A 22,734-nucleotide genomic window follows, 5' to 3' on the forward strand; every position below is an offset into this window, starting at 1 on the left:
AAATGGACCTTTCCGATCTCATCGAACGGAACGCGGCGTTCACGCCCGGCAAGCCCGCGATCATATTCGAGGGCGAGTCCCTGAGTTACGCGGCGTTCACCGGACGCATCGAGCGCGCCGCGCAGGCGCTCAGGGCCGAATTTGGCGTCGGCCGTGGCGACCGCGTCGCGATCCTCAGCCTGAACCGGCCAGACTATCTCGTGTTGCTTTATGCCTGCGCACGGCTCGGCGCCATGCTGGTGCCGCTGAACTGGCGGCTCGCGGTCGCCGAACAGCTATTCATCCTGTCGGACGCTGCGGCAAAAGTGCTGGTGCTCGAACAGGCCTTTGCGGAGATTTTGCCGACGCTGGAAAAAACCCTGCCCGGTACAAGCATTGTCGGGCTTGATTTTGTACCCCGACCCGGAATCGCGTTCGACGCACTGTTGACGCGCGCGCTCGGCGACGGCCGCAATCCGCTTGCCGATCTCGCCTGTCCGTTGCTGATCGTCTACACCTCAGGCACCACGGGGCGGCCCAAGGGCGCGGTGCTGCGGCAAGAGGCGTTACTGTGGAATGGCGTGATGAGCCAGCACATGCATGATCTCACCTCCGATGACCATGTGCTCACGGTCCTGCCTTTCTTCCATGTCGGCGGCCTCAACATCCAGACCACACCGGCCCTGCACGAAGGCGCGACCGTGACCATCCATCCGCGGTTCACGCCGGACGCAACGCTATCCACCATCGCGCGCGGGCGCCCGACCTTGACGGTGCTGGTTCCCGCCGCCATTAAAGCGGTGACGGACCATCCCGACTGGTTCTCCACCGATTTGTCCTCGCTGAAAGCGGTCTCGACCGGATCGACGATCGTGCCGCCGCATCTGATCGAGCGCTTCGTCGCACGCGGGGTGCCGGTGCTTCAGGTCTATGGCTCGACCGAAACCTGCCCGGTCGCGGTTTATACTCGCCTCGGCGGCGATCTTTCGCGCGTCGGTTCGACCGGCCTCTGCGGCCTCTGCTGCGAGGCAAAAGTGATCGATGATTCCGGCGTCGAGCTGCCGCCGAACACGCCGGGCGAAATCGCAGTGCGCGGTCCCAACGTATTCTCCGAGTATTGGGGCAACAAGGAAGCAACAAGGGAAGCCCTGCACGACGGCTGGTATCGCACTGGCGATATCGGGGTCCGCGACGCCGAAGGCTATTTCTGGGTACACGACCGCAAGAAGAACCTGATTATCTCCGGTGGCGAAAATATCTATCCGGCGGAAATCGAACGCGTGCTGCTGGAGCATCCCGATGTCAGGGAGTGCGCCGTGATCGGCAGGCCAGACCCGAGATGGGATGAGGTGCCGGTGGCCTATGTGATTCCGCGCACAGATTGTTTAGTCGAGGCAGAAGCTCTGAGGATGCATGTGCTGACGCAGCTTGCCCGCTTCAAGGTGCCGCGCGATATCGTTTTCGTCGACGATCTGCCGCGCACGGCATTGGGCAAGGTTCAGCATTTCATGCTGCGGCAGCTTGGCGAACCTGCGCCTTCTCAAGGAGATGTAAATTGAAGATCGCGGTGCTCGGCGGCGGTAATGGCTCATTCGCGGCCGCAGGCGATTTAGCACTGCAAGGCCACGACGTCAGGCTGTGGCGGCGCAACGCGGCTGAGGTGGCGAAACATCGCGCGGCGGGCTCGCGCATCGTTCTCAAGGACGCCAATGGCCGGCACGACGTGCAACTGGCGCTGGTGACGGCCGACATCGCGGAAGCCGTCCGCGACGTAGAGCTTATCCTGTGCCCTGCCCCGGCCTTTGCGCAGCCCGATATCGCCCGTCAGCTCGCGCCGCATTTGACCGATGGGCAGGTGATATTCCTGCCGCCGGCCACCTTCGGCTCGATGATCTTTGCCAAGGCGGCGCATGACGCCGGCAATCATGCCGCAGTGAGCTTTGCGGAGACCGGCACCCTGCCATGGCTGACGCGCAAACACGGACCATTCGAAGTTGCCATCACCATCCGCGCCAAACGGCTGCCGGTCGGCGTCTTTCCGCTTGATACCGCCGACCACGCGCTCGACGTGATCGGACGTGCATTTCCGGGCGTGATCGAGCCCTGCGGCGATGCGCTGTCGGGAGCTCTGATGAATGCCGGGCCGATCATCCATCCGCCTTTGATCGTGATGAATGCCGGCCCGATCGAGCATTTCGAGCGCTGGGACATTCACAAGGAAGGCACGCAGGCTTCGATCCGCCGGGTCACCGACGCACTCGATGCCGAACGCATCGCGGTACGCGAAGGTTTGGGCTTTGGCAGCCCGCATTTTCCGCTGGCGCATCATTACGCCACCGAAGGCGAGCAATGGATGTATGGCCGCGGCTCGCATGATCGCCTGACCGATTCCGGGGACTGGCGCGAGCGGATCGTCCTTACAGAGCATCGCTACATGCGGGAAGACTTACGGCTTGGCCTGTCGTTGTTGGTTTCGGTTGCTGAACTCGCCGGAGTTGCGACGCCGCTGGCAAAAGCCTTTCTGGCGATCGGCGGAACGATCTGCGGTGAAGATTTCATGAAAGAGGGGCGAACGCTGGCAAGTCTCGGTCTTGGTGGTCTCGACCGCGATAGACTGCAAAGCCTGTTGGGCGAAGGTCTTCACCCATGACCGCGCGCCCCATGATCGCCTGTCTTGGCGCCGGTCGCATGGGCCGCGGCATTGCGGTGGCATTCGCCTATGCCGGCCACGCCGTCATCATGATCGACGTCAAGACACGCGCCGCGGAACAATTTGCAACCCTTCAAGCCGAGGCACTCGGTGAAGTCAGCAAAACGCTGGCAAGCCTGGCGCGGTTCGGATTGCTGGCGGAGAACGACGCCGAAGCCGTCATCGCGCGCGTTTCCGTGGTGCCAACGCAGAATATGGCTGCCGCGCTGGCCGCCGCCGACATCGTGTTCGAAGGCGTGCCGGAGGTGGTCGAGCTCAAGCGCGAGGTGCTGGCGGCGGCCTCAAAATGCGTCGGGCCTGACATCATCATCGCCTCGACCACATCGACAATTCTGGTCGACGATCTCTCAGGGTCAGTCGAACATCCCCAGCGCTTTCTCAACGTACACTGGCTTAATCCCGCCTATCTGATCCCGCTCGTCGAGATATCGCCGGGGGCGGCGACCGATCCTGATGTCATCGCGCGGGTGAAAGCCCTGCTCGAGGGCATCGGCAAGATGCCGGTGGTGTGCGCCGCCACACCCGGCTTCATCGTGCCGCGGATCCAGGCGCTGGCCATGAACGAGGCGGCGCGGATGGTGGAAGAAGGCGTCGCCAGCGCCGAGGATATCGACAAGGCAATCCGGTATGGCTTCGGTTTCCGCTATGCGGTGCTGGGTCTCCTGGAATTCATCGACTGGGGCGGTGGCGATATTCTCTATTACGCGAGCCGCTATCTCGAGGGCGCGCTTGGCAGCGACCGCTATCGTGCGCCCGAGGTGATTTCACGCAACATGCGCGATGGCCGCATCGGCCTGCGCACCGGCGCCGGCTTCCTCGATTATTCCGGCCTCGACATCGATGCCTACCGCGAACAGCGCCTCGCGGCGCTGGTCGATCTGCTCAGGCATTTCGGGCTGGCACGACCGCCGGTGCTCGATGGGGATTAGATGATTTGGGTGCGCCACAAGCTCCGTGTCACCTCTCCCCTTGTGGGAGAGGTCGGATTGCATCGCCAGATGCAATTCGGGTGAGGGGTCACTTTTTGTCGATAGACCGGAACCCCTCACCCCAACCCTCTCCCACAAGGGGAGAGGGAGCTCACCGCCGTTGACGCGACCACCTTCGATCCAAATATCAGGCTACCCAAACACGTCCTGCAGCACGCCGTCGCGGACCACGGCGACGCCGTCGAGTTCGATCGTCGTACCCATCACGGGAAGATCGAAATGCCCCGATGTGTAGCGTCCGGCGAATTCGTTGGCACCGGTGGAAAACAGAAAGTTGCCGGCGACCGCGCGCAGTTCGGTGCCGTTGGTGTCACGCTGGTCGTACATCGCCAGCGCCTCGTAGCGCGCGCCCGGATTCATGCCGAACCCGACATGCGATACCGCATAGGCTTCGCGGTCGCCCCACGCCGCGAGATAAGCGCGCATCATCATCGCGTCCGCGCCCTCGCCTTGGAGATCCGTGACGTAATCGTCCTTTAGCGTCATCCGGACCGGCGAGGTCAGATAGCGCTTGAAGGTGAGATTGATATCGCCGGCCGCCATCACCAGCGTGCCGTTGACCGTGCCGCTCCTGGGAAAGCTGACGACGATGCCGCCGGGCCAATGCGCCAGCGTCCCCGGTCTGTCGGTCCAGCCCCAGACGCCGACCGTCGAAGCGCCGACCATGTCGACGTCGAGCTCGGTCCCTGCCTTGGAAGTCACGTGCATCCGCTTGGTTCCGCGCAACATTTTTGCCGCGGCCCGCACGCGCTTTTCCAGTGCAGTATCGGGCACCATGCGCTCCAGCGCTTCGGGGTGTTCGTTGGAAATCACCAGAATGCGCGCGCCGGCTTTGAGGATTTCCGGCGTCTCCACCGCGTGCATCAGCCCCTCGATAGTGCAGTCGACGACGAAGCCGGCCTGCTGCAGCGCGGTGATTACAGGCCCAAGCCGCTGGATCGCTTCGCTGGCGCCGGTGGAGCGGATCGGCACGACCTGCCGGTTGCGCGGTGTCGGCACGATAATGTGAAACGGCTTTGCGCCCATCCGTAACAGCGCCAGTTCGGCGAGGTGAACATTGAGCGCGCGCGACTGCGTCTCCGAAAGAATGGCGGCGGTATCGCCGGATTTGACCGCGCAGCGCTCGAAAATCTCGCAGAACGCGTCGATCCATTTCGCTTCGATGCGATCTGCTAGCATAGTTCAGCTCCGCTTCAATCGTTGCATCAGACTTCCGGAAAGCCACGCAGCAGATAGGACCGCACCGCCTGCAGCAGGCCGTTGAGAATCAGCCCCAGCAGCGAAATCGTGATCAACGGAACGAACATGTCGACGGCCTGAAAGGTCCGCGCCGCCGTCACCAGGAGGTGGCCGAGACCATCGGTCGAGGTGATCATTTCGGCAAGAAACACCACGATGCACGAGATCACAAGTCCGATGCGGCAGCCGGTCAGGATCGAGGGAACCGCAGCCGGCAGCACCACCTTGAACGGGATTTGACGGCGCGGCGTGCCCGCCGCCATCGCCGACCAGATCAGCTTCTGCTCGACCATCGACGCGCCGTAATAGGTCGAAAGCAGAATCGGAAACAACGCATCCGCGGCAACCAGCGTGATCTTGGATTCATGGCCGAATCCAAGCAGCAACAACAGTGCCGGATACAGCGCGACCTTGGGCAACGGCGCCAACACCCGCACGATCGGACGTACCACGGCGTTGACGCCAGGACTGGCCGCCGCGGCGAGGCCGATCGAGACGCCGAAAATCACCGCGATCGAAAACCCCGCGAACAGGCGAAACAGCGTGGCGGCGATCTCTTGCTGAAACCCGCCGGTGGTGAGTTGCTGCGCCAGACGCATGAACACCAGACCGGGCGGCGGCAGCAGCGTCGCCGGGGCATAGCCGAACGACACAATCGCCTGCCACAACGCGACCGATAACGCGATCGGCACGATCCCAAGCAGAACATCTGATGTAACGGCGCGTGGGTTCATGCAAAGCTCAAAGGAATATCGAAGCCCGGCTCGGACCATCTTACAAGCTTGCCGCGCAGCTTTTCGAAGGCGGCGTCAAGACCGATACCCATGGCGCCGATGATGATGATCATCGCGTATACGGCGTCGTACTGTCCCATGTCGAGCGCATTGAACAGGATATTGCCGGCGCCGGACTGTCGCGCGATCATTTCGCTGGTGACCATGGTAATCAGCGCCAGCACAAGCCCGGTGCGGCAGCCCGTGAGGATTTCCGGCAACGCCGCCGGCAATACGATCCGCATCATGCGCTGCGTCGCCGACAGGCCCATGGCGGCGCCCGACCACAGCATCTTCTCCTCCACCGCCTTCGCGCCCTGAAAGCTGTGATAGATCACGGGAAGGCTGACGCCGAGAAAGATCACCAGCGTTTTCGCGAGGTCGCCGACGCCAAGCCAGAGCATGATGATCGGCATCAGCGCCGCCTTTGGCACCGGATAGATCACCATCAGCAACGGATTGAAAAACGACGCCACGCCGCGGCTGCGGCCCATCATCAATCCCAGCGGAATGGAAACTGCGACCGCGAGGCTGAAGCCGATCGCCATGCGTCGGAGCGATGCCAGGATGTTGATCAAGGATTCCTTGTCGCCGAGGATGGAAGGGATAGCACGGATCGCATCCAGCGCGGTGGGAAAGCTGTCGGTATTGAGGATCAGCGCCCCAATCTGCCAGATGCCGAGCAGGCCGAGGCAGGCCAGCAGCGGTGCCGAGCGCGAGACAAGGGCGCGCATCGAAATCATGGGCGCAACTCGTCTTCACTGGTGTCATCGATCATGCGCTCGATATCGACGACGTATTTCTGGTAATGGGGATCGAGCAGAAGCTCCGCCCGGCGGCGCGGCCGCGGCAGATCGATATCGACGATCTCTTTGATGCGGCCCGGCGAACGCGTCATCACCACGACCTTGTCCGACAGGAACACCGCCTCTTCCACCGAATGAGTAACGAACAGCACCGTCTTGCGGTCGCGTTCCCAGATATTGAGCAGGTCGTTCTGCAGCCGCGTGCGCGTATGTGCATCCAGCGCACCGAACGGCTCATCCATCAGCAGCACCGCGGGGTGATACGCCAGCGTGCGCGCCAGCGCGACGCGCTGCTTCATGCCGCCGGACAATTCCTTGGGGTAAAAATTCTCAAAGCCCTTGAGGCCGACCATCTCGATCAGCGCGCGGCTTTGCGCCTCAGCCTCGGCGTGCTTGACGCCCTGCTGGCGCGGGCCATACATCACATTGCCAAGCACGCTCTTCCAGGGAAACAGCGCGAACTCCTGAAACACCGGCCCGCGATCAGGACCGGGACCGGTGATCGCCTTGCCCTTCATCCTGGCGACGCCTTCGGTCGGGCTGACGAAGCCGCCGACGATATAAAGCAATGTCGATTTTCCGCAGCCGGACGGGCCGAGAATGGAGACGAAGGCGCCATTCTCGATTGTCAGTGAAATCTCGGACAACGCCAGATGGTTTTGGCGTCCGGAAGTTTGAAAAACCTGCGAGACCCGATCGATCTCGATCATGGCGGTCGCCTGCCTGCGCGCCGAGGCGGATTCCGGAGCGGTATCCGGCCGCGATGGCACCACTTTCATTCCAGCTTTTCTTCCTGGCATAGTTCCGTCAGGCACAGATGGCTTCTCGATTTTCCCGGATTAAATCGAGCATAGCAGGAAACATGCCGGGATTGGCGATGCTGTTTTGGGCTGACAGCCTCATAACGGTTGATCGAACCAGGGCCATTCCGCCGCACCGTCATGGGTGACGGCACCGCCGGGCGCCTGCCCGACCAGACGCGCGTATTTAGCCAGCGCCCCTGCCCGATGCCGCGGCGGTCGCTGCCTCCACGCCTGCCGCCGCTTCGCGAACTCATTGTCGTCAATGAGGAGATCGAGGCGGCGCGCGCCGGCGTCGATCCGGATACGGTCGCCTTCACGCACCAGCGCCAGCGGCCCGCCGACGAAGGATTCCGGCGAGACGTAGCCGATGCACATCCCGCGGGTGGCGCCGGAGAAGCGTCCGTCGGTGATGAGCGCGACCTTCTCGCCCATGCCCTGCCCGTAAATCAGCGCGGTGACGCCCAGCATCTCGCGCATGCCGGGGCCGCCGACGGGGCCCTCATTGCGAATGACGAGAACCTCGCCGGCAGCGTATTTGCGATTGCGCACCGCATCGACGCACGCTTCCTCGTCTTCGAACACGCGCGCGCTTCCTTCGAATACCAGGTTTTTGAGGCCGGCCACCTTGATGACTGCGCCATCAGGACAAAGATTGCCCTTCAAAACCGCCACGCCGCCGTCCGGCATGATCGGCGTGTTCGTGCTGAAGATAACCTCGCCATCGGGCGCATTGGCGCCGCCGTATTCCTCGGCAATGGTCCGGCCGGTTATGCTCAGGCAATTGCCGTCGATGTGACCGCTTTCGACCAGCGCGCGGATCACAACGGCAGTGCCGCCGATATCGTAAACATCCTTGGCAGTATATTTTCCGCCCGGCCGCAAATTGCCGATCAAGGGCGTTCGCGCAAAAATTTCGCCGACGTCGTCGATGGTGAAGGATATGCCGGCTTCGTTGGCAAGCGCCGGGAGATGAAGCGCGGCGTTGGTAGACCCACCGGTCGCTGCGACAATGGCCGCGCCGTTTTCCAGCGATTTTCGGGTCACGATTTCACGCGGCAACGGGCCGCTCCGCTGCAGCATCTGCATCACCAGCCGCCCTGCCCGGCGCGCAACTTGGGCGCGTTCGGCATAGGCGCCGGGGATCATCGACACGTTGGGCATGGTCAGCCCCATCGCCTCGGAAACCATCGCCATGGTATTGGCGGTGAACTGCCCGGCGCAGGCGCCGATCGTCGGCAGGCAGGCCCGCTCGATGCCCGCAAGCGTCGCCTCGTCGATTTCGCCGGTCATGAAGCCACCGACGGCCTCGTAGGAATCCAGCACGGTGAGAGTTTTTCCCTCGAACCGTCCGGGTAGCGCGCTGCCGCCATAGATGAAGATCGACGGCACGTTGCAGCGGATCATCCCCATCATCACGCCGGGAAGCGTCTTGTCGCATCCGCCAAAACCGATCAGCGCGTCGTAGGCGAGGCCATGGACCACGGCTTCGATTGAATCCGCAATCAACTCGCGCGAGAGAAGCGAGAATTTCATGCCTTCGTGATTCATGCTGATGCCGTCGGACACCGAGATCGTGGTGAATTCCCGCGGCGTGCCGCCAGCTTCCGCAATTCCGGCCTTGGCGGCATCGACCTGGAAATCATGGGTCATGTTGCAGGGCGTCTGCTCGCCCTTCATGCTGACGACCCCGATCATCGGCTTGGCAAGCGCGTCGTCGTCGAGGCCCATCGCCCGCATGAAGGCGCGGTGGGGCGCACGATCGAGGCCGTCGGTCGTCACGCGGGATCGCCACTTCTTCATGCGTACAAATCTCTCTCCAGGTCGTCCCGGCGAACGCCGGGATCCATAACCCCCGGGCGCTAGTTGCGACAGAAGCCTCCGCCACAGTGCCAAAATGATGGGCCTCGGCCCATGGATCCCGGCTTGCGCCGGAACGACCGGTGGACAAGTGCTCCTACTGCAGCGGCGCGACGATAGTCGGATGCTTGAACTGCGCGACGTCCATCTTCGGCAGCATTCCGGTCGCGGTGTAGATGTCGAGCATCTTCTGGATGGCGTCGAAATTCGGCGCAGCGCCGGGATCCCTGCCGAAATCGTTGTCCTTCAGCAGATAGGTATCCAGCACCGGTATCGGCGCCTTCAGTACTTCGGAGACGACCTTGAGCGTTTCCTCACGATTGGCCAGCGCCTTTTTCATGCCGGAGGTAATGTCACGCACATAGGCTCGTACCAGGTCCGGATTTTTGTCGACGAAATCGGCGCGGCAGGCCTCGAGGATGTGAACGATGTTCGGCATTTCCTCGGACAGAGAAAACAGCTTGCGGGTGCCGCCCTTGGCCTCAGCCCGTGCTGCGAAAGGCTGGTTCATATTCACGGCATCGACGCGGCCCTGGCGCAGCGCGTCCTCGGAGACAGCAAAGCCGACCTCGACCAGCTTGATGTCTTTCTCGGGGTCGACGCCGTTCTTTTTCAGCAGCATCGCGAACGGGCCATAGGTGCCGCCGCCGATCACGGAGATGCCGACGGTCTTGCCTTTGAGATCGGCGATGGTCTTGATCGGCGAATCGTCCTTGACCGCCCAATAGACCGAGAAACCGCCGGGCTTTTCATAGACGTGCTGGGCCACGATGTAGGCCTTCAGGTTTCCGCCTACCACGCCGTTCGCCAGCGACAGCGGCGCCTGGGTCGCGCAGTCCAGCGCGCCCGCGGCCAGCGCCTGTGTCATTGGCGCGGTGCCCTGGAATTGCGTCCATTCGATATTGTAGGCCTTGCCGATATCTGGAAATTCCGCCGGCCGGCGCATCATCCAGTATTTCGATTCCTCAGCCGGAATAGTCCAGCCGACGTGGATCGTCTGTTGCGCATACGAGGAGTTCACACTGGCCAGTACTGAAACCAACGCCCCCGCCGCCAAAATCCATTTCGATGGTATCCGTATCATGCCCACTCCACTTTTCCGGTGCCGGCAGGTGCCAGCGCAAAATTGCTTGCGCTAAACCTTTCATGGTTCAAACATTCAGGCAAGCCACCGGCACTTGCCTGTAATCGCCCGGCGAGGCGGCGATCTGTGGTAAAGCGGCGCTGCCGGACAAGCTCTCGACGGCGGCTAAGAAGGGAAAAATGGTAATGGCGGCGGCTGGCGGCGTGGACGGACGAAACGCGGAAAAACTCGGCTATCTCGGGCTCGGAATGATGGGATTTCCCATGACGCGGCGCCTCCTGAATGCCGGCCACGACGTCACGGTCTGGAATCGGTCTTCCGGCAAAGCCGCCGCGCTGGCCGAGGCGGGTGCGAAGGCCGCAAGTTCTCCGCACGAGGTTGCCGCCGCCGCCAACATCATCTTCATGTGCCTGACCGATGCGGCCGCCGTGGAGGCCGTGGTATTCGGCCCCGACGGCCTGGCGATGGCCCCTGGCGTCGGAAAACTCGTGGTCGACTTTTCGTCGATCCACCCCGATGCGGCCCGCTCGATTGCCGCGCGGCTGAAGGCAAAAAATGGCATGGGATGGACCGATGCACCGGTTTCCGGCGGCACCATGGGCGCCGAACAAGGCACGCTCGCGGTCATGGCCGGCGGCGACGCCGCCGATATCGAGAGGGTGCGGCCCTACGTCCTGGCGATGGCGCGGAGGCTTACGCATATGGGTCCGATCGGCGCGGGCCAGACCACAAAACTCTGCAATCAGGTGATCGTCGGCTGCGCCATGGCGGTACTGGCGGAAGCAACGCGGCTGGCGGTCAATGCCGGGATCGACGCCAAGCGGCTGCCGGAGGCGCTGGCCGGCGGTTTCGCCGATTCGATTCCCTTGCAATTGTTCGTGCCGCGCATGGTGCAGGGCATTCACGCGCCGCCGCTCGGCCATATCGCCACGATGCTGAAGGACCTCGACACGGTGATCGACGTCGCCCGCGACACATCGAGCCCGGTGCCGATGTCGGCGCTGGCCGCGCAATTGTTCAGACTGGCCAAATCGGCACGTGGCGCTGATGCCGACGCTCTGGAAATCTATAAGCTCTCAGCCGCCCAGATTGGATGAGGCAGCCGATAAACGGAGATTTTCACTGGTCAACGTTTTGCGGTAAGGTTTTCAGCTCAGGAGGATCCGCCCAATGTACGAACCATCAGGCGTTAAAACATCGCCCCAAATTCCTGTCCCCGAACGGATGAAAGCCTGGGTTCTAGGCGACCCTGACCAGCTTTTGCTACGCGACAAGCCGACGCCCGTTCCGGGGCGCGCCGAAGTCCTGGTCCGCATCGACGCCGTGGCGATCTGCGCGACCGACCTCGAGGTCATCCACAGCGGCTCGCCGGCGAGCATTCTGGGCGGCCTGCCCTTCAACAAGAATTTCACGCCCGGCCATGAATATATGGGAACGGTTGCAGCACTCGGACCCGGCGTCGACGAGTTCGAGATTGGCGAACGAATCAGCGTGGAAATCCACGCCGGCTGCGGCCAGTGCAAGCGCTGCCGCCAGGGCATGTACACCTCGTGCCTCAACTATGGGGACGCCGACAAGGCGCATCGCGCCAACGGTTTCACCACCGATGGCGGTTTCGCCGAATACGCGATCAACCACATCAACACGCTGGCACGGGTACCCGACACGATGAGCGATGCGGAAGCGACCCTCGTTGTCACCGCCGGGACCGCCATGTACGGCCTGACCGAATTGGGCGGGCTGGTTGCTGGCGAAAGCGTTGTCGTGATCGGACCGGGACCGATCGGGCTGCTCGCGGTAGCCGTTGCAAAAGCGCTGGGCGCAAGCCCGGTCATTCTCACGGGCACGCGCAACGGTCGCCTCGCCATCGGCAAGGAGCTCGGCGCGGATCGCGTCATCAACATCGCCCAGGAAAATGCGGTCGACGTCGTCAAGCAGCTCACCGGCGGGATCGGCGCGGATTATGTGATCGAGTGCGCCGGCACCGAGGCCACCATCAATCAGGCCATTCATATGGCCAATCGCGGCGGGAAGATCTGTCTGGCGGCATTCCCTCACGAGCCGGTGACGACCGATCTCGCTCATCTCGTGAAGAACAATATTTACGCCTACGGCATTCGTGGCGAAGGCCGCAGCGCCACGCGCCGTGCGATGGCGCTGATGGCGGAAAAGCGGTTCGACGCGACGAAGATTCATACCCACACTTTCCCGCTCGCCGATCTGCCCACCGCGCTACGGTACGCCCGGGATCGGGTCGAGGACGCCATCAAGGTGGTGGTCACCACCCGGCAGGCGGGAATACAGGCCAATGCGGCAGCGGAGTAGCAGCGGCTTGCTCTATTTCAGCGTGATCTGAAAGCTCATGGTTCCGCTGATCGAAAAGCCTTCCAGCTGGACCTGGCCGAACTGCCTGCTGATGTTGCTGTTGAGCGATTCCAGCCGGCAATCCTTGGCGAGGTTTTGTCGCAATAAATCGCATAAAGCCGGTCTGTGGAAGTCAAATGAAGCGTTTCAGGAACGGTTAACCGACCCGGCGTCCCGCCAATCGAACGCGGCACCTGGATCACACCGACCGTAACGGAGTGCGCCGAAACCCTCAGCGGGCCATCATGCGATCCCGCCGAGATAGAGCCGCTTGACGATGTCGTTGCCTCTCAATTCGTCGACCGAATCGGCCGCGACAACGATCTCACCATGGACGATGATGTAACCACGATCAGCGATCCGGATCGCCTGATTGAAGTTTTGCTCCGCCATCAGCACCGTCAGGCCGAGATGCTGATTGAGCTCGCCTATCTTGGCGATGGTCTGCGACACCAGGAGCGGCGACAGGCCTACCGAAGGCTCGTCGATCAACAAGAGGCGCGGCGACGACATCAGCGCGCGCGCGATGGCCAGCATCTGTTGCTGTCCGCCTGACATGGTGCCGGCGAGTTGGCCCTGTAACCCCTTGAGGGCCGGAAATGTCTCGAAGGCGAGCGCCATGTTGCGATCGATGTTGCGCCGGGCGGCCTTGCGGAAGGCGCCGAGCATCAGATTTTCCAACACCGTCAGCTTGGGAAACAGCCGTCGCCCCTCGGGAACCAGCGCCACGCCGAGATCGACGATCGCCTCAGTCGACAGTCTGGTCAAATCGTGCGCCTTGCCGTCGATCGTTAGTGACACGCTTCCGCGCTGTGGCCGAACCAGGCCCGCGACACACTTCATCAACGTGCTCTTGCCGTTGCCGTTGGTGCCAAGCAACGCGACGGTTTCGCCAGCCTCGACATGGAGCGTGACACCGCGCAGCGCCTTGACGGCGCCATAGCCCGCATCGAGGTCATTGACGGCAAGGCTAAGTGCCAAGGTAGGCCTCCTGCACGCGCTGGTTAGCCATGACTTCGGACGGCGTGCCGATCGCGATGATCCTTCCGGCGTCGAGACACATCATGCGCTGCGAAAAACGCATCACCGCCTGCATGATGTGCTCAATCATGATGATGGTGATGTCCTGATCCGCAAGGCTCATCAGGAGATCAAGCACCTCGTCGACTTCCGAGCTGGAAAGGCCGGCCATGGCCTCGTCGGAAATCAGGAATTTCGGGTGCGTCGCCATCGCGCGGGCGAGTTCCATCTTGCGCAATTCCACCTGGCTGAGCTTCGTGGCCGACACGTCGGCCTTTGACGCGAGGCCCATCCGCGTCAGGATCGACATCATGGTGTCGCGTCGTTGCGCAGCCGAGACGTGTTCATCGGTGACCGCCGCGAAGTCGAGCGCCACCATGAGGTTTTCGGCGACCGTCATGCTTTTGAACGGCCGCGGAATCTGGAAGCTGCGCGCAATGCCGCGGCGCGTGCGCAAATGCGGCGGCAACCGCGTGATGTCCTCGTCACGGAACACCACGGTGCCGGCCTCGGTACGGAACGCGCCGGAAATACAGTTGATCAGCGTTGTCTTTCCCGAGCCGTTCGGGCCGATCAGGCCGAAGCGCTCTCCCGGGCGAATGTCGACACTGACATTGTCGAGCGCGGTGAAGCCGCCGAAACGTTTGGTAAGCGCTGATATCCGCAGCAAGGGCGCCTCGGTTTCGTCGGGCATCATCCTGCACCCTCCTTGCGGTTGCGGCGAACCCTTCGGATCAGGCCGATGATGCCCTCTGGCGCCACCACCACGAACAACACCAACATCACGCCGAGCACCAGCACGTTCACTTCCGATGAGATGGTAACGGTCAGCAATTGTTGCGTCGCGCCCAGCAGGATCGCGCCGACGACCGGGCCCGCCCAATGCGCCGTCCCGCCGATCAGCGACATCGCGAGCACCGTGACGGAGTAATTGAGATTGAACGCGGACGAGGGGTCCGCGTATTGCAGGTACATCGCGGCGGGGGCGCCGGCCGCGCACATCAGCGCCCCGGAGATGACGCACGCCAGCAGCTTTAGCCGTAAGGTCGGCACGCCCGTGCATTCCGCAGCGAGTTCGTCGTCCTTGAGCGCCTGCAAGCCGCGACCCATCCATGAATTCTGAATGTAGCGCGAGATCGCAATCGCCAGCACCACCAGCAACGCCTGAACGACAAACAGCATCTGCACATAACTGTGGAAGGGGGCCATCACCGGCGGCCGCTGCATCTGAATGCCGGCTGCGCCGCCGACGAAACGCCAATTCGTCACCGTCGTCTCGATGATGATCGTCAGCGCAATCGTCGCGATCGAGAAGAAGATGCCCTGCATGCGCAAGGTCAGGAGGCCCAGGGCGAAGCCGAGGAATGCGCCGATGGCTGCCGCGACCGCAATCTGCACGGCGAGTGGCGCACCGGCCGCCTTGAACAGAAACACGGCCGTGTAGACCCCAATGCCGAAAAAGGCGCTGGTGCCGAAATTCACGTAGCCGGCGTAGCCACCAAGGATGCTCCATGCAACGGCAAGTACGATGAATTGCAGGATCACGTAGCAGGCAAAGAACGGATATTCGTTACCGATCACCTGCGTCATCACCAGGGTGGCGACGAGGAAGAGGGTCGCTCCGATCCAGAAAAGGAGACTGTTACGACTCATGATCGCCTGCCGAACAGACCCTGCGGCCGGATGGCGAGTATGCCGAGCAGCATCGCGAACGAAATGGCTGGCGCCCAGGAGGCGCCAAACAAAGTCAGGACGATCGTTTCGGCGACGCCAAGGATGATGGCGGCGACCAGCGTGCCGCTCATGCTGCCAAGCCCGGCCATGACCACGACGCAGAATGTCCGCCCGATATAGGAGCGGTCGAGGGTCGGATCGACGGGAGCGACGATGATAAGCAGCGCACCGGCAATCCCGAGCACGGCCGTTGCAATGCCGAACGCCCATTGCTTGATCCGGACCGGGTTGGCGCCCATCAGCCGCAGCGCCTCCTGGTCCTGCGCGACCGCGCGGATCGCGCGCCCCATGAATGTTCGCGACAGGTACAGCGTCAGCAAGATCGTCAGCGCAGCCGCCACCGCGAACGCGACCAGCAGCCGGAACGGAATCCTCATATCGCCGATCTGCCAGGACTTGCCTATATAGGACGCTGTAACCGAGCGTTGGTCCACACCGAATTGCAGGATGAGCAGCACTTCGATGATGAAAGCGATGCCGAAGAAGAACGCGATGCCGCGCACGCCGGCATCGCTGCCGCGTTTTTCGAAGGTCTCGTAATAAAGCCGGTAAGCGACAAGACCGAACACGAAGAGCAGCGGCGTAATCAACAGCCCTGCCAGCAGCGGATCGATATCAAACTGGTCGTTGAGAAAAAACACCCCGTATGACGCCATTACCAGAAAGGCCGGATGGGCGACGTGGGGAACGTCGAGCAGGCCGAAGGAAAGCGACAATCCAAGGCTTACCGCGGCATAGAAGCAGCCGAGCAGCACACCGATCACCACCGCATCGAGCAGCAGGTCAAATGAAAACAATTGAGGTCCCCCTTGACCCTTTCTTGAGCCGCCGCTTCCCCGGTTCGCACACGTCCGACAATTCTATCCGCAAGGCTTGCCCATCCCACGCCTTGGGGCGCAGGTGCGGCTGAATCATGATCAGCCGCACCGTGATCCAGAGAAACGTGAGATCTACTTCCGGGCAACCTCAAAGGGACTGACGAGATCGCCAGATTTCCATTTCGCCGGAAACAGGATCACTTGCTTGCCCGGGCTGCGGAACTGCTCCATGTTTTTGTCCACGATACCGCGGAACTGGGCTTGCAGCGTCGCGGTTTCCTTGCGCTCACCGTCTGCCGAAAACGCGATCGGGCCAACGATGGTCTTGTGTTCGTTCTCGCGCAGATATTTTGCGATGCTCTTCTGGTCAAGCGACCCCGTCGCCTTGATGGCCTGCTCGACGAGTTGACCGCTGGCGTAACCGAATGGCGCAAGATAATAGCCCAGCGGATCGACCTTGGCTTCCACGGCCCGTTTCGCGTAGGTCTCGAAGAACGCCTTGGTCCCGTCGAAATACATGCTCTGTTCCGGCAGCCATGAGTTGTAATTGACGACGCCGTTGAGCAGCGAGCCAAGGTTTTCCATGACCGCGCCGAATTGCAGGCCGACCATGCCACCGCCGAAAATCTTGACGTTGTCGCCAACCCCGATCTCATTCACGGCGCGCAAGATGCCGGCCGAATCCGGCGGATAGGACGCGACATAGACGATGTCAGGCTTGGAGGCCTTGAGTGCGCGGATGATGCTGGAGAATTCCACCGTGTTTGGCGGATAGGACTGATCGAAGAGGATCGGCATGTTGAGCCTCTTTGCGACGTCCCGCGCGGTCAGTGCCAGATTCTGGGCGAATTCCTGGTCTGCTGCGAGAAGCGCCATGTTCTTGCCACCGGCCTGCTGACCGAGTTCGAGGAACGATGCCGCCCAGCTGTCCGGCGGTCCCCACGGGGCGTTGTTGAACCACATGTCGTGGCCGACCTTGCTGTTCACCTGAAACGAGAAATTGCCGATCAACACCATACCGCGCTGCTTGACGAGCGGCATGATCGGCGCCGTTGGCACGGTTGCGTAGGGCGCGAACAGGAGATCGACCTTGTCGACGTCCAGCAGCTTCGAGTAGATCGCCGGAGTTTCTGAGGCGCTCGATTTGTCGTCATAGACGACAAGTTCGACCTTGCGGCCGAGCAGGCCACCCCTGGCGTTGACATCGTCCCGCCAGATCTCGATGCCAAGCAGCGAAGCCTTGCCGCCGCCCGCGAGACCGCCGGTTAGAGCCATGCTCATGCCGATTTTGATCGGCGACTGTTGAGCGCCAACGCCTGAGGTCAGCCCAAGCGTGGTGACGGCGATCGTTCCGCCGAGAAATGTCCTGCGTTTCATTGAATTCTCCCGTTATCTCTCTTTTTTTTGATCGCATATTGGATGAACAAAGCGGACATCACAACATACTTCCTCCCCTTGAATATATTACTTTGGTCTTGTCGGCGGCTTCCTCGTTCAGATTCGCCCCAGCGCCGTCAGGATAACCTGCGGCGTCAACGGAATCTCGGCAATTATCGCCCCGAACGGTTTCAGCGCATCATTTACCGCATTGGCGACGGCTGCGGCCGCGGCCGCCGTGCCGGCCTCGCCGGCGCCCTTCGCCCCCAATTCCGTCTCTGACGTTGGCGATACGACATGCCCGACATCAATATCGGGCATCTCGCCGGACATCGGAACCAGATAATCGGCCATGTTGGCGTTGGTCAGTTGGCCGCGCTCATCGTAGATGCACTTTTCGAACAGCGCCGCGCCGAGCCCCTGCACCACCCCACCTCGGATTTGCTCGTCGACCAGCTGCGGATTGATGATCGTGCCGCAGTCCTCGACTACCCAATGCCGGAGCAGCTTAACGAAGCCGGTGTCGGTATCGACCTCGAGCCAGGAGGCCTGAACGCCGTTGGTGAAGGCGAACGGATATTCGCGGGGCACGAAGTGCCGCGTCGCCATCAGTTCCGGCTGAATGCCCGGCGGCAGCGTGTCGGGGCGGAAATAGACGATTCGCGCCAGCTCCCGCAGTTCGATTCGCGGCGACCCGTCACCGGCATTCACGATCGCATTGTCAACGATGTCGAGTTCGGCAGGCGCGGATTGCAGGATCGCCGCCGCGACATCCAGAATATTCCTGCGCAGAATCTTTGCCGCCTGCAGTGCCGCCTCGCCGCCGATTCCGGCGCCGCGCGAGGCCCAGGTGCCTCCGCCATAGGGGGTATTGTCGGTATCGCCCAGAATGACCCGCACACGCGCCATCGAGACCCCCAGCACGCTGCCGACGATCTGCGCCGTGAGGGATTCCGAGCCCTGCCCCTGTTCGGTAATGCTGGTCTGGCAGATCACCGACCCGGTGGCGTCCAGCCGCACCGCGACCCCATCCTGCGACGAGATCCGGGCGCCGCCGACCCCGTAAAATGCCGCACTCGGATTGGTGACTTCGATGAAACTGGCAATGCCGATGCCGCGATGAATGTTCCGTTTGCGCAACGCCGCCTGTTCGGCGCGCAGCGTGTCGTAATCCATCATCTCCATAAGCTTATCCATCGCACCGTGATGCGACAGTTTTTCGAACCTCAGGCCCGAGGCTGAGGCGCAAGGGTAGCCATCATCGGCAATCAGGTTACGGCGGCGGATTTCCACCGGATCCATCCCGATCTTCAACGCCGCCAGATCGACCAGGCCTTCCGTTACCGAGCACGCGATCGGATGGCCGACGGCGCGATACTGGCACATGACGTTCTTGTTCTGGAACACGACGCGGGCCCGCGCGCGATAGTTTTTGGTCGCGTAGGGGCCGCCGACGAGATTGACGACCTGGTTGGCTTCGATGGCGCTTGTGCGCGGATACATCGAAAAAGGGCCGATGCCGGTGAGATCGTCGATCTCGAACGCCGTGATGGTCCCGTCGCGCTTGACGCCGATCCGCCCCTTGCAGCGATGATCGCGGGCGTGAATGTCGGTGTTGAAGCTTTCGACCCGGTCGGCGACGAATTTGATGGGCCGCCGCAACAGCTTCGACAGGGCATAGACGGCCATTTCGTCGGCATAGATGTGGACCTTGATACCGAAGGAGCCACCGACGTCCTTGCAGACCACCCGAACCTGTGAATCCTCAAGCCCGAGATGGAGTGCCGCGATATTCTGCACCATGTGCGGCGCCTGCGTGCCCTGGTAGATCGTCAGCCGCGCCTCGGCGGCGTTCCAGTCGGCTACCACAGCACGCGGCTCCAGCGTTACGCCGGTAGGCCGGCCAAAGATGAAGTCGGCCTCCGCCACCGCATCGGAGGAAGCAAACGCGGCGTCGACCGCTCCCGCATCGAGACTACGCTCGAAAGCGAGGTTGTCGCCCAGCGCGGGATGAATGACCGGGGTTTCCGGATCAAGTGCGGTGCGCATGTCCGTCACCGCATCCAGCTCTTCGTATTCGACCGCGACCAACTCCGCCGCGTCCTCTGCCGCGGCGCGGCTTGTCGCGACAATGGCGGCGACGGCTTCGCCCTGCCAGCAAGCCCGATCAATCGCGATCGCGTGCTGCGGCGCGGATTTGAGGCCCTTCAGGTGCGATAGCACGCCGACCCACGGCGTAATCACGGCCGCGAGTTGCTCGCCGGTCACGATGGCGATGACGCCCGGCATCCGCTTCGCCGCGGCGGCATCGATGCCAATGATTTTCGCATGGGCGTGGGGCGAACGCAGGAACGCCACGTGCGCCATGCGCGGCAATTCCATATCGCTGACGTAGAGCCCGCGCCCCTGCATCAATCGCTCAAGGTTCGGCCGCGGAACCACTTTGCCGATATAGGAGTTCGGCCGATCGAGCACCGAGAGGATTTCGGGATTTGCCGATGCGACGGTCATGGCACGCGCCCCATGCGCGCCCGCGCGGTGATCTCGACCGCATCGACAATGGCCTGGTAGCCGGTGCAGCGGCAGTAATTGCCGGAAAGATGCTCGCGTATCCGCTCACGATCCGGCTCAACCTGTTGTTTCAACAAATCCTGCGCGGCCATCAACATTCCCGGCGTGCAATAGCCGCACTGCAACGCATTGCGGTCGCGAAAGGCGGCCTGCAGATCGGCGACCTCGCCGCTATCGGACAATCCCTCGATGGTTTCGACCGATGCGCCGTGCGTCTGTACCGCCAGCATCAGGCAGGAACGAACAATCACACCATTCAGCCGCACCGTGCAGGCGCCGCAAACCCCATGCTCGCAACCGACATGCGTCCCCGTGAGATGCAGCTGCTCGCGCAGGAAATCCGCCAGGTTGAGCCGCGGCAGAACAGCCGCTTCAACGCGCTCTCCGTTGACCTCAAGCGAGATTGGTATGGCGGCCGTCACGCAGTTCCCCCGGCGGCGAGATCCGGCCGGCCTAGAAGCGCGCCGACGCAACGCGCCAGCAGCACTTTCGCCAGATGCCGGCGCATGTTCGAAGAGGCCTGCTGATCGTCCTGGGGATCGAGCTCTTGACCTAATGCGGTCGAGGCCTGCGTTAACAACTCGGGCGTGATGGTGGTCTTGACCAATCTTGCGGCGGCCTTAGCTAAGACCGGCCTATCGCCGACGGCGAAAAAGACAAGCCGAAGATCGCCAAAAGCTTCGCCTTCCACGATCGCCTGTGCCGCCAGGCCGGCAATGGCGTAGTCGCCGTGCCGCCGCGCGAATTCGTGGAAGAAGTGCACGGCATTTTTTTTCACGACCGGCAGTTCCACAGCAACCAATAATTCGTGAGCCGACAGGTCGGTCTCGTAAATTCCCTTGAAGAAATCCCCAGCCGCAATGCGTCGTTCGCCGGTCTGACCGCGCACGATAATTGTCGCGTTCAACGCCACCATGCACGCCGGCAACTCGGACGCGGGGTCGGCATGCGCGAGGCTGCCGCCGAGGGTTCCCCGGTTGCGGATCGCCGGATGCGCGACATGGGCAATCGCTTCCGTCAGCAATGGCGCGTGCGCGGCGATTTCGGATGAGTTCGCGAGGTCAACGTGCCGGGTCAGCGCGCCGATAGTAAGAACTCCGCCACTCACCGCGATACCCCGCAGCTCGGATATCTCACCGATATCGACGATCAGTTCCGGAGAGATCAGGCGCAGATTCATCGCGGGCATCAGGCTCTGACCGCCCGAAAGCACCTTGGCCTTGTCCCCGTGCGCGACGAGCAATTCCAACGCGTTCCCAACGCTGGTTGCGCGAGCGTAGCTGAAAGCCGAGGCTTTCATCGATGTGACCTCCCCGACCGGATTTGACGTATTTTTTACGAGGATTAGACGGCGGCAACCACCAAAGGTCAAGTTTGTTTATCGAACGATTATTTCGGGGAGATTCGACTTTCGGACTTGTGATATCGTCTTGAACGACGCACCGTTTGGCGCTCGATAAATCGGCCCACGGAGGACACGCGATGAATCTGGGTTTCTTTACGATGCCGATCCATCCACTCGACAAGGATTGGCGGCGGTCCCTGAACGAAGACCGGGAAGCCTTCCTGCTCGCCGACGAACTGGGGCTTACCGAAGCCTATGTCGGCGAACACGTCACCGACAAGGCCGAGAACATTACTTCCTGCATCGCGTTCCTCGCCTGGGTCGCAGCCGCTACCAAGCAGATCAAGCTCGGAACCGGCACGATCAACATGCCGAACACCCATCCCGCCACGATCGCGGCCAGCATGGCGATGCTCGATCACATGCTCGACGGACGTTTGATTTTCGGGATCAGCCCCGGCGGACTGCTGTCGGACGCGGAACTGTTCGGCAATCTGGACGCCAACCGCAACGAGATGTTTCTTGAATCGATCAATCAGGTTCTGGATATCTGGGCTGGCGAACCGCCTTACAATTTCGAAGGAAAATACTGGAACATCTCGACGCAAAAAACCCTGATCAAGGACATCGGCCAGGGATTCATTGCGCGGCCTTTGCAGCGGCCCCATCCGCCGATCGTCGTGACCGCCGTCGCGCCGTTCTCGAAGGGTGTCACCGAGGCTGCAGCGCGCGGCTGGGATCCGATTTCGGCCAATTTCCTGATGCCGGCCTGGGTGAAAAGCCACTGGCCGAAATATGTCGAGGGCTGCGAGCGCGGCGGCCGTCCCGCCAATCCCGGAAACTGGCGCGTCGCCAAGAGCCTGTTTGTGGCCAAGGACGCCGCGACGGCGAAGGCCTACGCAACCGATCCGGACGGCCCTTACGTCTATTACTATCGTTCGCTGTTCACCAAATTGAAGAAGAATGGCCGCATCGAGTTGTTCAAGACGCGCCGCGACCAGCCGGACGATGAAGTGACGCTGGAAATGATTTGCGACAAGCTGATCATCTATGGAACGCCGGACAGCGTTGCAGATCAGTTGCTGGCTTTCCAGGACGAGGTCGGCAAATTCGGCACGCTGTTATATGCCGGCAAAGATTGGAAGGATCGTGAGCTTGGACGGCAGTCCATGATTCTGATGGCCGAAAAGGTCATGCCCCGCGTCAGCGCAGGTACCTCCAAACAGTCCAACGCCGCGGAATAGTCCGCAAGCCCATTTCCGAAA

The 22,734-nt window shown here is 61.9% G+C and carries 21 protein-coding genes; 6 read left to right on the top strand and 15 right to left on the bottom strand.

The features are described 5' to 3' along the window. The first annotated feature begins 2 nt into the window (after positions 1-2). Genes B5527_RS28850 through B5527_RS28860 form a run of 3 tightly spaced genes read left to right on the top strand, consistent with a single transcriptional unit; the run spans position 3 to position 3,618 of the window. Positions 3-1,538 carry a class I adenylate-forming enzyme family protein gene (locus B5527_RS28850; protein WP_079604532.1) on the top strand — a complete coding sequence of 512 codons (1,536 nt, stop codon included), beginning with the start codon at positions 3-5 and terminating at the stop codon, positions 1,536-1,538. Beyond that, a complete protein-coding gene (locus B5527_RS28855; protein ID WP_079604533.1) occupies positions 1,535-2,629 on the top strand; it encodes an NAD/NADP-dependent octopine/nopaline dehydrogenase family protein in 1,095 nt (364 codons plus the stop codon). Before B5527_RS28850 ends, B5527_RS28855 begins: the two co-directional genes overlap by 4 nt. Next, complete coding sequence (locus B5527_RS28860; RefSeq protein WP_079604534.1) at positions 2,626-3,618, top strand: 3-hydroxybutyryl-CoA dehydrogenase; 993 nt, start codon at positions 2,626-2,628, stop codon at positions 3,616-3,618. Before B5527_RS28855 ends, B5527_RS28860 begins: the two co-directional genes overlap by 4 nt. A gap of 192 nt (positions 3,619-3,810) precedes the next feature. Here B5527_RS28860 and B5527_RS28865 read toward each other — a convergent pair whose 3' ends face one another. The 6 genes from B5527_RS28865 to B5527_RS28890 form a co-directional block, all read right to left on the bottom strand. Continuing rightward, positions 3,811-4,857 (bottom strand): peptidase M29, encoded by a 1,047-nt coding sequence (locus B5527_RS28865; protein ID WP_079604535.1) that lies wholly within the window; start codon positions 4,855-4,857, stop codon positions 3,811-3,813. A gap of 26 nt (positions 4,858-4,883) precedes the next feature. Further along, positions 4,884-5,651 carry an ABC transporter permease gene (locus B5527_RS28870; RefSeq protein ID WP_079604536.1) on the bottom strand — a complete coding sequence of 256 codons (768 nt, stop codon included), beginning with the start codon at positions 5,649-5,651 and terminating at the stop codon, positions 4,884-4,886. Beyond that, entirely contained in the window at positions 5,648-6,433 is a 786-nt protein-coding gene (locus B5527_RS28875) for an ABC transporter permease (protein ID WP_079604537.1), read from the bottom strand. Before B5527_RS28875 ends, B5527_RS28870 begins: the two co-directional genes overlap by 4 nt. Continuing rightward, complete coding sequence (locus B5527_RS28880; RefSeq protein WP_079604538.1) at positions 6,430-7,275, bottom strand: ABC transporter ATP-binding protein; 846 nt, start codon at positions 7,273-7,275, stop codon at positions 6,430-6,432. Before B5527_RS28880 ends, B5527_RS28875 begins: the two co-directional genes overlap by 4 nt. A gap of 120 nt (positions 7,276-7,395) precedes the next feature. Further along, entirely contained in the window at positions 7,396-9,099 is a 1,704-nt protein-coding gene (gene ilvD / locus B5527_RS28885; protein WP_079604539.1) for a dihydroxy-acid dehydratase, read from the bottom strand. A 154-nt stretch (positions 9,100-9,253) separates the two neighbouring features. Next, positions 9,254-10,240, bottom strand: coding sequence for an ABC transporter substrate-binding protein (locus tag B5527_RS28890; protein ID WP_079607584.1), 987 nt, complete (start codon positions 10,238-10,240; stop codon positions 9,254-9,256). Positions 10,241-10,425: 185 nt separating this feature from the next. Here B5527_RS28890 and B5527_RS28895 point away from each other — a divergent pair, with 185 nt between their 5' ends. Continuing rightward, positions 10,426-11,337: an NAD(P)-dependent oxidoreductase gene (locus B5527_RS28895; protein ID WP_079604540.1), complete on the top strand. Its 912-nt coding sequence runs from the start codon at positions 10,426-10,428 to the stop codon at positions 11,335-11,337. A gap of 73 nt (positions 11,338-11,410) precedes the next feature. Further along, on the top strand, positions 11,411-12,565 hold the full coding sequence (locus tag B5527_RS28900; protein ID WP_079604541.1) for a zinc-dependent alcohol dehydrogenase: 1,155 nt from the start codon (positions 11,411-11,413) through the stop codon (positions 12,563-12,565). Between the two features lie 12 nt (positions 12,566-12,577). On the opposite strand, the gene B5527_RS47190 is transcribed toward B5527_RS28900, so the two are convergent. From B5527_RS47190 to B5527_RS28940, 9 genes are all read right to left on the bottom strand, one after another. Next, positions 12,578-12,709: a hypothetical protein gene (locus B5527_RS47190; protein WP_276329283.1), complete on the bottom strand. Its 132-nt coding sequence runs from the start codon at positions 12,707-12,709 to the stop codon at positions 12,578-12,580. 138 nt (positions 12,710-12,847) lie between these two features. After that, complete coding sequence (locus B5527_RS28905) at positions 12,848-13,585, bottom strand: ABC transporter ATP-binding protein (protein ID WP_079604542.1); 738 nt, start codon at positions 13,583-13,585, stop codon at positions 12,848-12,850. Continuing rightward, complete coding sequence (locus B5527_RS28910; protein WP_079604543.1) at positions 13,575-14,321, bottom strand: ABC transporter ATP-binding protein; 747 nt, start codon at positions 14,319-14,321, stop codon at positions 13,575-13,577. Before B5527_RS28910 ends, B5527_RS28905 begins: the two co-directional genes overlap by 11 nt. Further along, entirely contained in the window at positions 14,318-15,277 is a 960-nt protein-coding gene (locus B5527_RS28915; RefSeq protein ID WP_079604544.1) for a branched-chain amino acid ABC transporter permease, read from the bottom strand. The genes B5527_RS28910 and B5527_RS28915 overlap by 4 nt, the downstream gene beginning before the upstream one ends. Then, the gene (locus B5527_RS28920; protein ID WP_079604545.1) at positions 15,274-16,155 is read right to left on the bottom strand and encodes a branched-chain amino acid ABC transporter permease; all 882 of its coding nucleotides are present in this window, start codon (positions 16,153-16,155) and stop codon (positions 15,274-15,276) included. The genes B5527_RS28915 and B5527_RS28920 overlap by 4 nt, the downstream gene beginning before the upstream one ends. Positions 16,156-16,308: 153 nt before the next feature. After that, a complete protein-coding gene (locus tag B5527_RS28925) occupies positions 16,309-17,553 on the bottom strand; it encodes an amino acid ABC transporter substrate-binding protein (protein ID WP_079604546.1) in 1,245 nt (414 codons plus the stop codon). Between the two features lie 117 nt (positions 17,554-17,670). Beyond that, positions 17,671-20,064 carry a xanthine dehydrogenase family protein molybdopterin-binding subunit gene (locus B5527_RS28930; RefSeq protein ID WP_079604547.1) on the bottom strand — a complete coding sequence of 798 codons (2,394 nt, stop codon included), beginning with the start codon at positions 20,062-20,064 and terminating at the stop codon, positions 17,671-17,673. Continuing rightward, positions 20,061-20,546 (bottom strand): (2Fe-2S)-binding protein, encoded by a 486-nt coding sequence (locus B5527_RS28935; RefSeq protein WP_079604548.1) that lies wholly within the window; start codon positions 20,544-20,546, stop codon positions 20,061-20,063. Before B5527_RS28935 ends, B5527_RS28930 begins: the two co-directional genes overlap by 4 nt. Further along, complete coding sequence (locus tag B5527_RS28940; RefSeq protein ID WP_079604549.1) at positions 20,543-21,424, bottom strand: FAD binding domain-containing protein; 882 nt, start codon at positions 21,422-21,424, stop codon at positions 20,543-20,545. Before B5527_RS28940 ends, B5527_RS28935 begins: the two co-directional genes overlap by 4 nt. Positions 21,425-21,606: 182 nt before the next feature. On the opposite strand from B5527_RS28940, the gene B5527_RS28945 reads away from it, so the two are divergent. Next, entirely contained in the window at positions 21,607-22,713 is a 1,107-nt protein-coding gene (locus tag B5527_RS28945; RefSeq protein WP_079604550.1) for an LLM class flavin-dependent oxidoreductase, read from the top strand. Positions 22,714-22,734: the final 21 nt, after the last annotated feature.

The sequence above is a fragment of the Bradyrhizobium erythrophlei genome, from assembly GCF_900129425.1.
Classification (GTDB): Bacteria; Pseudomonadota; Alphaproteobacteria; order Rhizobiales; family Xanthobacteraceae; genus Bradyrhizobium; species Bradyrhizobium erythrophlei_C.